The organism is Streptomyces sp. NPDC050610, assembly GCF_040654875.1.
Lineage (GTDB): Bacteria > Actinomycetota > Actinomycetes > Streptomycetales > Streptomycetaceae > Streptomyces.
The window spans coordinates 193598-203194 of record NZ_JBFAIV010000014.1 but is presented as its reverse complement, the minus strand read 5'-3'; the positions used below and the strand labels follow the sequence as shown (position 1 = coordinate 203194).

Sequence of the window (9597 nt, the reverse complement as noted above, 5' to 3'; positions counted from 1 at the left end):
CCCGCCGACCGGCCCCGGATGCCGTGCCTGCACCGCGACCGCCACACGAGGCCGGGCGGGGACGAGTCGAGGGCCGGTGACGAGTCGACCCGACATCACCGCCCCACACGTACCTGGCCTGACCAGCCATGCGACGACTCGCGACGGGTCCCCCGGACCACGGCCACACCAGCCCCGCCCGCACTTTGGAGCACCACGCTTGCCTTCGCCGCACACCGCCCCCGCCGCCCCGTCCGCTTCCCCGGTGCCGCTGGCTGCCGCGATCCGCACGGGTGTGGCGCTACTGGCCGTGGCGGCCTTTGCGCTCTCCTACGACGCCCTGCGCCAGATGGCCGCCGCCAGCCACATCCACGCGGTGCTCACCTACGCGTTCCCGCTCGTCATCGACGGGTTCATCGCCATCGGGATCGGCGCCCTGCTCGTCCTGCGGACCGCGCCCCTTTCCGCCCGCCTCTACGTCTCGGCGCTGGTCGGCATCGCCACGGCCACCAGCATCTGGGCCAACGTCCTGCACGCCATCCGCCTCAACGAGCAGGCCCGCCACACCGGACTCGCCCTCGACGACATCACCGTCGGCGTCATCTCCGCCATCGCCCCCCTCGCCCTGGCCGGAGCCGTCCACTTCTACCTGCTCGTAGCCCGCCGCCCAACCACCCCCGACCGCCACAACAACGGCCACACATCAACTCGGAGAAGGGAGGTTGGGGCCACAACCCCGCCACCTTCTGAGAACGCCGACGCCGACGCCGTGTCCGAACCGGCCACCAAGCACGTGGCGGAAACAACGAGCCAGCACGGCAGGCCCGAAGGAGGTCGGCCCAGCCTCTCCCTGGAGCAGGCCATGGACATCGGCCGCACAGCCCCACTCGGCCGGGCCGGGCGCGTCTCGCGCCGCAACGTCGAAAAAGCAATCCGGGACAAGGGCTTCGGCATCTCCCGCAGCCGCCTGGACGAAGCCAAGAACCTCCTGCAGGCCGAACTCGACGAAACCACGGCAGGCACCGGCTGAGCCTCCGTACCCCACCAGCACAGGAGCACACATGCACGACCCCAAGGATGAAGCCGAACTCCCCTCGCCGCAGGTGACGACCACTAACCCAGCCCCAGGCGGAGCAAGTTGGGGCGGAAGCATAGCTTCCGCCGACCCCGCCCCAAGGGGGGCGGGAGAGGACCGGAGCCAGGGGGCACCGGTCCGGAAGGCATCGGCCGAGGGCGGACCGAAGCCTGACGGGGAAGCCAGCCGTACGCGTGAGTCGAGTCGCCCGAGAGCCGCCCGCCGCGCCCGTCAGCGCCCTCGTCAAGCCCCCGCGAAGAAGCGTCTGTACCAGCTCAGCGCGCGTTTCAACGACGACGAGTTTCCCCTCGTCCAAGCCGGCGCCGCACAGTGCGGTCTGTCCATCGCCGGGTTCCTCGCGCGGTCCGCGCTGAACGCCGCCCGCGACCTTGAGCGCACCGCAGCCGAGGTCGCCGATGAGCGTGAGGTGATCACCGAACTCTTCGCCGCCCGTCGGCAGCTCGGCTGGGCCGGCAGCAATCTCAACCAGGCGGTCAAGGTCCTCAACTCCGGCGGCGACGCACCCCAGATCACCGACGCCATCACGTCCGTACGACACTCTGCCGACCGTGTCCAGCAAGCCGCCGCCCACCTCCTCGGCCAGCGGACGACACCCCGCCCGTGATCCCCAAGATCAACACGCCGGGTAGCCGCACCATCGGCCTGCTCGCCTACCTCTACGGCCCCGGCAAACACGAAGAGCACACCGACCCCCACCTCGTCGCCTCCTTCGACGCGCTCTCGCCCGACCCCGGACGCGATACCTCCGCCACCCTCAAAGACCTCCAGCTCCTCCTCGACCAGCCCGTCCAGGCCCTCGCCCGGCACCAGCGGCCCCGGCGGCACGTCTGGCACTGCTCCGTACGCGCCGCCCCCGACGACCGCACCCTCACCGACGACGAATGGGCCAACGTCGCCCGCCGCCTGGTCGCCGCCACCGGCATCGACCCCGGCGGCGGCGACGCGGGCTGCCGCTGGGCCGCCGTCCGCCACGCCGACGACCACATCCACATCATCGCCACCCTGGTCCGCGAAGACGGCAGGCGCCCGGACGACTACCGCTCCGGCAAACGCGCCCAGGCCGAATGCCGCCTCATCGAGACCGACCTGGGCCTGACCCGCCTCAACGCCGGCGACGGCACCGCCGCCCGCCGCCCCACCACAGCCGAACGCCACAAAGCCGACCGTACGAACCGCGAACGCACCGCGCGCGAGGAACTGCGGGAGACCGTCCGCCGCGCGGTGGCCGGAGCCGAGAACGAGACGGAGTTCTTCGACCGCCTCACCAGATCCGGCCTGCTCATCCGCCGACGCGCCGCCCCCTCGGGCGACCTGCTCGGATACACCGTCGCGCTGCCCGAAGACCGCAACCAGCACGGCGAACCCGTCTTCTACTCCGGATCGAAACTCGCCCCGGACCTCTCCCTGCCCCGCATTCGCAAACGCTTCACCGCGACCAGCCTGGGGTCACGATCGGGCGCAGACCACGAGGACCGAAGCGATCTGCGACGGGTGCACAGTCCGTCCTCGGCACGGCGAGCCGCAGCTGAGGCGGCCTGGTCGGCGGTGCTCGTCATCGACCGGGGCGAGGACGGGATCGTAGCCGGGCAGCTCGCCGCGGCCAGCGAGATCCTCGACGCGCTGCTCACCACCTCCGCCGCCCACACCCGGCGGGAACTGCGCGAGGCCGCCGCCACCTTCGAGCGAGCCTCCCGCTCCCACATCCGCGCCGAACACCACCACACTCGCGCCCTGCGACGGGCCGCCCGCGACCTCGTCCACGGCGGCCCCGCACTCGGGCGCGGAGAAGACGGCGCGACGACGGCGATGGCGATCGACATGCTGTTCTTCCTGGCCCTCGCCACCGCCAACTGGCACGCCCAACGCCACCACGCCCAGCAGGCCGCCGCCGCCCGCCAAGCCGCCGACCACCTCCGCGCCGCCTACCAGAACGCCGCAGGCCCCCCGCTGGGAGCTCTCTACCAGCGAGGCCGCCGGCTCGCACGCCCTCTGCGCGAGCGGCAGGCCGCCGCCGTGAGGGGAGCGGTGCCGCATCTGGCGGAGCGGGTACTGGCCGAGCCCGGCTGGTACGCACTCGCCGCCACCCTCACCGACGCCCAACAAGCCGGACACCAACCCACCGCACTACTCACCGAAGCCACCCGGCGCCGCGAACTGGACAGCGCGGAATCGATCAGCGACGTACTGGTCTGGCGAATACGCCGCCTCGCCAACCTCCCCGCCAACGCCACCACGGCCACAGCCACCGGCACCCCGCTGCCCTCCACAGCACGGAGGGCGACCAAAGCCCCGAACCAGCAGAAAGGCCACCGCCGAACCCGCTGACCGCCAGAAGACAACAGGAGAAACATGTCGGCCGACGTGAAAGCGTCAGTGGCCCGTACGCGCGGCCGACTGGTCGCCGCTCGATGCGCCGGGTGGGTGCCGCCGGTGCGCCGAGCGGCAGCTCTCAGGCTGTGCGCAGCGAGAACTCGCCCTGGCGGCTGGGGGCGGGTGGCGTCTCGTACTCGGGGGTGGCCCAGAGGGAGAGGTCGCTGAGGAGTTCGGCGAGGGTGGCCCAGTGCCAGCGGGTGAGGACCGCGTCGTGGTCGCTGATGCCGCGCATGTCGATGGTCTCGGCGTCTACGAGGGCGGGCAGGAGCCGGTGGTCGGCGTAGACGGCATCGACGGTGGTCGCCGGGCCGTGGGAGGCGGAGGCTGCCATGGTCGTCATCTTGCTGACGTCCCGGTCGGCGGACAGGTGGCCGACGGCGTCGGTCAGGCCCGCGAGGTGCAGGGTCTCGTCGGGGACGGTGTCCATGATCCGGGTGCCGTCGGGTCCCGGCCGGCTGCGGTGCGCGCGGTGCGGCAGGTCCGGGATCTCCTCCAGCCGGGGAGCGTTCGGATCGCCCATGCGGTAGTTGTTGCGGTCGATGCCGACGATCGCGGGGATCGTGTGCGGGCGGCTGTTGATCATGTGCGTCTTGTCGGCGTAGCCCGTCGTCCATCCGGCTTCGATTTCCCGTTGTGCGGAGGAGTCGTAGCTCAGGTGGACGGATGCCCCGAGGAGGGGAACGGCGGCGGGACCGGTGCCGACCAGGCGCGGCGTCCGTGGTCCCATTCCCGCAGGCAGGTGAAGACCTCCGGGTCCCAGAAGAGCGCGGTATAGCTCTCCGGGCCGAGTATGTGCTGCATCGCGAGCCTGTTCGTGGCGTCGTACATCACCGTCTTGCCGTTGGCGTCGCCGTCGGGCAGTTCCTGCTGGAAGACGAGATGCGCGCCGGCCTCGGCCCAGGTGCGGTGGGCGGCGGCGCGTCGGCTCGGGTCCCCCTTTCCGTTGCCTTCGACGTTGTTGGTCACGATGGCGATGTGCTCGGGCACGTGCGGCACCGTGGAGTCGGAGCGACGGTTCACTGGACCTCTCCCTTGGTGGCTGAGCGGTGCGCGCCGCCGCGTGGGCGGAAGGTGACTTTCTGCCGTGTCAGGGACCGGTGGATCGCCCCGAACGAGCGGCCGGTTCGCGCGGCGATGTTACGGATGCTGGCCTTCCTGTCCGTGTAGTCGGCGGCCGCCGCCTGGTCGAATTCCTCCGTCGCCGTGCCGCGCAGTCGTTTGCGGGGCGGGATGGACGGCAGAGTCTGGTCCTCGTCCGGCGCGACGCTTTCTTCCGCGGTCACTGGGCCCTGCCGTTGTCGTTCTTGGGGGTGTGCAGGCGCACTTCCCGGTCGGCCAGGGCTCCCTGGTTCCGCTTGGCGTCCTTCTTGTCGCTGTTGCGGTCCGCCTTGATCTTGTTCTTGGCGGCGGCGACGGTGTCTTTCTTGTTGTTGTTGCTCACGTGCGGTGATCCTCGTTTCTCGGGTGCTGGTGATGGGGTTCGGGGTGGGTCTCGTGCGGCGGGCCGCGTGCCCGGAGCGGCGCGTAATCGTGGGAGGTCGGCCGGTGGCGGGGTGGTCATCGGCCCAGCCCCGCGGCGGCGAGCTCCGCCGTCAGGTCGATGACGGTGACGCCGCACAGGCGCCGCACGAGCTGGGTGGCGAGGTGCCAGCGGGCGCGGGGGGCCTGGTAGGCCACGGCGCGCTCGTCATCGGGCGCGACGTCCAGTTGCCTGTCTCGTACCGTGACGGGAAGTCCTCAGATTCCGTACAGGCGCGGGGTCTTCACGCGTACTGCGAGGTGGCCGTCCCGAAGAGGTGGGCACCGGTCGACGGAGAGTTTGGCGTGCGGGAGGCAGAGCGGCGGGTGGGGCGTCTGCGCCCCTTCGGGCCACTCGGCGTCCGCGTCGTCGGGGGGCGGCAGCTCCAGCAGGAAGAGGTATCCGAGCTCGGTGCGGTTCCCGGGTTGCCGGCAGCAGACTTGGCAGCGTAGGGCGTACATGCATTCCCGCTGCCGGGACGGGTGCACCTTCGCGAAGAGCGGCACGCCGGTCGGCTGGCCTGCGTTGTCGCGGGGGTTGTGCAAGCGGCGTGCCCAGAGCGCGCCGCGGAGGCCCCGGTCGCCGGGGATCTCATCGGCGTAGTACAGGCCCTGCGTCGGGTGCGCCCGAAGCATCGTCCCGATTCCGAGCTCTTCTCCGATGCGGGTGGTGATGTAGGGAACGACCGCGTCTTTCGGGGTTTTGGGCTGCTGGAGCATGGGGTCTTTCACTGTTCACGAGGCTGACGGCAAGTCAGGCAAGGGGGCTGATGCCGATGCCGGAGTCGGGGCCTCATGCCCGCCCCATCCCGCTGTGGCGTAGGGGGCGGGTGCCGGTGTGGTGGTGGGCGGTCGGTGGTGGATGGTCCAGGTGCTGCGCTGGCCGTGGGCGCGGATTTCGACGCTGAGGGTCATGTGGCGGAAGCGGAGGGCGTAGTGGTGGGCGCGGCCGGCGGTGGGGCTGGTGATCAGGAGTTCGAGGAGGGCGGCCTGCGAGGGCGGGAGGGTCCGGGCGGCTTGGTGGATGCCGGTGTGCAGCCAGTGGATCGCGGTGGTGGCGGTGTCCGCCCAGTGCCCGCCGACGGCTTTCACCGCGGCCGGATCGTCCAGGCCGGTGCGGTGCTCGCACCACAGCGGCGCGACGCGCACGGTGGCTCTCACCGGAGCCGGGTCCTCCCAGGACACGGTGAAGCTGCCCGAGGTGAAGCCGCAGCCGTCCGGGGCGACCTCGTCGGACTCGTCGAGGTGGAGGGGGCGGAGGCAGAAGTCGTCGGCCGTGGTGGGCGCGCACCGGGGGTCGACGGGGAGCGGAAGACGCACGGCAAGGTCACCCGGCCTGGACGAGGGTGTCGGCGAGGCGGGCGAGGGCGTCGGTGTTGGCGTCGGCGTCGTGGCCGAGGATCACGGACTGGCAGGGCAGGGCGGCCAGGCGCTCCCGGACCGGTGCGGGGTCGGGGCGGGTGTTGGCGGCGAGGTGGAAGAGGTCGGGGTAGCGGTCCTCGGTCGCGGCGGAGAAGAAGTCGGCCTCGCCGAGTTCGGCGGTGTCCCCCGCCTGCGGGACGGCCAGTGCGGCGGAGATGCGCGGGTGCAGGACGGCGGCCGCGGTGGCGTGCGTGGTCAGGGTGCAGCCGAGCCAGGAGACGAGCTGGTCGGGAAAGAACTGGCACTTGAGCTCTTTGCTTTTGGCGTCGTTCCATTGCGGTGCGCGGTCGCCGGTGGTCAGGGCGTGGGTGACCTGCGGGTGCTGGGTGGGGTGCAGTTGCTCGCCGCTGAGGAAGAGGTGGCGGACGATGTCGTAGAGGCCGAGTCCGTCGAGGAGGCCGAAGCCGAGGGCGGCGGCTGCGGGCCAGGGAAGCAGATGGATGGTGCCGTCCGGCTCGGGGCGGGCGAAGACGCGGTCGTTGGCGAGCAGGTCCCAGCCGTCCTGGCGGGCGAGGGTGGTGGCGACGGTGCTCTTGCCCGCGCCCTTGGACCCGACGGTGAGCAGGGCCTGTCCGTCGCGGACGACGGCGGAGGCGTGCAGCAGCACCCAGCCCTCGCCGAGGAGCTGGGCGCGGATCAGGTCGCGGGCCAGGCGGGCGGCGGCCAGCGCCACGGGTTCGTTCTCCTGCCCGGAGACGGCCAGCCACCGGTGAGCGGGGATGGAGTGGTAGGCGAGGCGCTGGGCGGGCTGGGCCGCGTAGACGGTGCCGTCGCTTTCCTCGTGGACGAGGGTGCGGGCGCCGGCGTAGGTGACGTCCGCGTGGTCGTAGTCGGTGATCATCCGGGTGATGGCGGCGCGGTGGGAGGCGTCCACGCGGGCGTCGACGGTGGGGCGGTTGGACGGGCGGAAGACGTCGGTGGCGGTGGTGGTCCACCAGGGGGCGAAGTACCGCAGCGACCAGCCGGTGATCGCGGGGCGGTTGCTGACGACGAGCGCGTGGGCGCGCTCGCCGGCGGGGGCGATACGGACGGCCGTGGTCACTGGGATTCTCCTCGGGGGTGCAGGTAGCGGATCTGGTGGTACGCGGCGGCCAGCTTCCGGTCGGCGTCGGCCAGTTGGCGGGCCTCGGAGGCATCGAGCGGGGGCAGGAAGGGGGTGGGGGTGCCGGCGGTGAAATGCAGCGGGATGCCGTGCCAGGCATCGCCGTGCTGGGCGCACAGCTCCACCACGGCGTCGGTCAGTCCGAGGGCGGCGCGCAAAGCGGCCAGGACGGCCGCGGCGGGGCCGAAGCGGGCCCGGCCGCCGGCGGTGATCCGGCCGGGCCGGGCGGCGAGCTCGGCGCGCACCTCCCGCAGGGGGATGGTCAGGGGCAGTCCGCCGATGCGGGTGGCGGTGGCGCAGATGACGGCCTTGTCGCCGTGTTCGCCGATGACGTGGCCGTCCACTGCGGAGACGGGCACGCCGAGGAGGTGGGCGAGGGCCAGGCGGTAGCGGGCGGAGTCGAGGTTCGACCCCACCCCGTACACCCGGTGCACCCCGGAGACCTCGGCCAGCAGCCGCGTCATGACGTCCACGGGGTTGGTCACCACCACCACGGTCCCGCGGTAGCCGACGAGGTGGCCGGCGAGGGTGGCGATGTGGGGGGCGTTGGCCTGGAGTCCGGCCATCCGTACATCGCGGGCCGCGGTGTTGGTGAACGTGCTGCGCAGGCAGATGACCACCGCCTCGCATGCGGTGAGGTCGGCGATCTCGCAGGACTCCGCCCGTACGGGGGAGCCGCAGAGTTGGGCGAGGTCTTCGAGGTCGGTGACCAGCGCGAGGGTGCGGGCGGGGCGCAGCGAGGTGATCCGGACGCGGTGGCTGAGCCTGGCGGTGACCAGGGCAGCGGCCACGCTCTGACCGACGGCCCCGGCCCCGACGATGCCCACCGCCCCCACCGTCCCCCTGCTGCGCGCGGGGCCCGGCGGCGGCTGGCAGACCCCGTTCACCGGGCGGCTCCGCTCTCGACGCGGACCAGGGCCTTCACGTCGTCCAGGAGGCGGGGCCACAGGCGGTGCATCGGCTGGTCCTCGTCGAGCAGCGCGCTGCCGCGGTCCGCGAGTGTGGCAACGGTGAGCGCGCGGTCGAGCAGGCCCGGGGCAGGGGTGGGCAGCGGCAGCGCGGCGGGAGCGGACAGGTAGCTGGAGGTGATGTTGACGGTGTCCATCAGCCACGTGATCACCAGCTGCCGCAGCCACAACTCCTGGACCGCCGGGCGGGCGAAGGCCCGGGCTTGGCCTCGGGCGAACGCGTCGATGCCCTCGACAATCCGGTCCGCCTGGACTCTGGGCGGGGTGGCCAGCAGGTGCAGCAGGGTGCGGGAGAGGAGTTTGGCGGTGTCGGTGCAGCCGCTGCCGTACTGGAGGCCGGGGTCGAGGAAGACCGGGGCCCCGCCGGCCCCGTGGGGGAAGAGCAGGTGTTCGGGTTTCAGGTCGCCGTGCAGCAGCGCCGGACACCGCGGTTGGGGCAGTTTGCGCAGCCGCATCAGCCGCTCGACGGCGCTGGTCAGCAGCAGCCGGGTCTGCTCGCGCTCCTGGTCGTCCGGGATGCGTTCCGCGCCCAGCTGCCGCAGGTACAGCTGCCCGGCGCCACCGCGGAACTTGCGGACAAAGACAGGGCCGATGCCGCGTTCGGGCGTCTGCGGGACGGTGGCCCCGCGGGGCAGTGGCGGGTGCTGGAGGGCGCGGAGCGTGCATACGACGCGGCCGAGCAGTTCGGCGGTGCGCTCCGGCGCGGTGGTCAGGAGGTCGGCCAGGGTCGGTCCGCTCACCCGGCCGGTGAACAGGACGCCGCTGTGCACCCCGGCGACCGGGCAGGCGTCGAGCCCCGGCACCTGTTCCATCAGGCGGAGTTGGGTGGCCTCGCGGTCCAGCAGGGTGCTCGGTGCGGTGAGGTAGGCGGCCTGGGCCGCCTGCACGGTCGGCCAGTCGCCGCGCACCCCGCGCAGCAGCGAGACGAGCGAGACCCCGAGGTAGCTGATCTTCGCGACCAGAGCGCGGCCGCCGACGTCGACGTGCTGGACGTAACAGGTCACCGACGGCAGGTGCGCGCCCAGGCGCACCGCGCGGCCCGGCCACAGGGCCCGCGCACTCGCCTCGATGCGCGCGGCCGCGTCGGCGAACAGCACGTCAATGGTGACCGGCTGGTGGGGGGTGAGCGTCATCGGATC

The 9597-nt window shown here is 72.3% G+C and carries 12 protein-coding genes; 3 read left to right on the top strand and 9 right to left on the bottom strand.

Going from position 1 to position 9597, the window contains the following annotated elements:
• Nucleotides 1-199 precede the first annotated feature (199 nt).
• From AB0I22_RS19490 to AB0I22_RS19480, 3 genes are all read left to right on the top strand, one after another.
• The gene (locus tag AB0I22_RS19490) at nt 200-1009 is read left to right on the top strand and encodes a DUF2637 domain-containing protein (protein WP_363132043.1); all 810 of its coding nucleotides are present in this window, start codon (nt 200-202) and stop codon (nt 1007-1009) included.
• 472 nt (nt 1010-1481) lie between these two features.
• The gene (locus AB0I22_RS19485; protein WP_363132042.1) at nt 1482-1679 is read left to right on the top strand and encodes a hypothetical protein; all 198 of its coding nucleotides are present in this window, start codon (nt 1482-1484) and stop codon (nt 1677-1679) included.
• Nucleotides 1676-3400 (top strand): relaxase/mobilization nuclease domain-containing protein, encoded by a 1725-nt coding sequence (locus AB0I22_RS19480; protein WP_363132041.1) that lies wholly within the window; start codon nt 1676-1678, stop codon nt 3398-3400. The genes AB0I22_RS19485 and AB0I22_RS19480 overlap by 4 nt, the downstream gene beginning before the upstream one ends.
• A gap of 124 nt (nt 3401-3524) precedes the next feature.
• Here AB0I22_RS19480 and AB0I22_RS19475 read toward each other — a convergent pair whose 3' ends face one another.
• The 9 genes from AB0I22_RS19475 to AB0I22_RS19435 form a co-directional block, all read right to left on the bottom strand.
• Nucleotides 3525-4031 carry a hypothetical protein gene (locus AB0I22_RS19475; protein ID WP_363132040.1) on the bottom strand — a complete coding sequence of 169 codons (507 nt, stop codon included), beginning with the start codon at nt 4029-4031 and terminating at the stop codon, nt 3525-3527.
• Between the two features lie 68 nt (nt 4032-4099).
• Nucleotides 4100-4468, bottom strand: a complete 369-nt coding sequence (locus tag AB0I22_RS19470) for a hypothetical protein (RefSeq protein WP_363132039.1) — start codon at nt 4466-4468, stop codon at nt 4100-4102.
• Nucleotides 4465-4731: a helix-turn-helix domain-containing protein gene (locus AB0I22_RS19465; protein ID WP_363132038.1), complete on the bottom strand. Its 267-nt coding sequence runs from the start codon at nt 4729-4731 to the stop codon at nt 4465-4467. The genes AB0I22_RS19470 and AB0I22_RS19465 overlap by 4 nt, the downstream gene beginning before the upstream one ends.
• A complete protein-coding gene (locus AB0I22_RS19460; protein ID WP_363132037.1) occupies nt 4728-4889 on the bottom strand; it encodes a hypothetical protein in 162 nt (53 codons plus the stop codon). The genes AB0I22_RS19465 and AB0I22_RS19460 overlap by 4 nt, the downstream gene beginning before the upstream one ends.
• A gap of 296 nt (nt 4890-5185) precedes the next feature.
• A complete protein-coding gene (locus tag AB0I22_RS19455; RefSeq protein WP_363132036.1) occupies nt 5186-5698 on the bottom strand; it encodes a hypothetical protein in 513 nt (170 codons plus the stop codon).
• Nucleotides 5699-5701: 3 nt separating this feature from the next.
• Nucleotides 5702-6286 carry a hypothetical protein gene (locus AB0I22_RS19450; protein WP_363132035.1) on the bottom strand — a complete coding sequence of 195 codons (585 nt, stop codon included), beginning with the start codon at nt 6284-6286 and terminating at the stop codon, nt 5702-5704.
• Between the two features lie 7 nt (nt 6287-6293).
• Nucleotides 6294-7430 (bottom strand): hypothetical protein, encoded by a 1137-nt coding sequence (locus tag AB0I22_RS19445; RefSeq protein WP_363132034.1) that lies wholly within the window; start codon nt 7428-7430, stop codon nt 6294-6296.
• The gene (locus AB0I22_RS19440) at nt 7427-8317 is read right to left on the bottom strand and encodes a lactate dehydrogenase (protein WP_363132033.1); all 891 of its coding nucleotides are present in this window, start codon (nt 8315-8317) and stop codon (nt 7427-7429) included. Before AB0I22_RS19440 ends, AB0I22_RS19445 begins: the two co-directional genes overlap by 4 nt.
• Nucleotides 8318-8373: 56 nt before the next feature.
• The gene (locus tag AB0I22_RS19435; RefSeq protein WP_363132032.1) at nt 8374-9591 is read right to left on the bottom strand and encodes a hypothetical protein; all 1218 of its coding nucleotides are present in this window, start codon (nt 9589-9591) and stop codon (nt 8374-8376) included.
• Nucleotides 9592-9597: the final 6 nt, after the last annotated feature.

Coding starts and splice junctions, on each gene's coding strand:
- AB0I22_RS19475 (WP_363132040.1), bottom strand. CDS start 4,031: ATGATCAACAGCCGCCCGCACACGATCCCCGCGATCGTCGGCATCGAC.
- AB0I22_RS19435 (WP_363132032.1), bottom strand. CDS start 9,591: ATGACGCTCACCCCCCACCAGCCGGTCACCATTGACGTGCTGTTCGCC.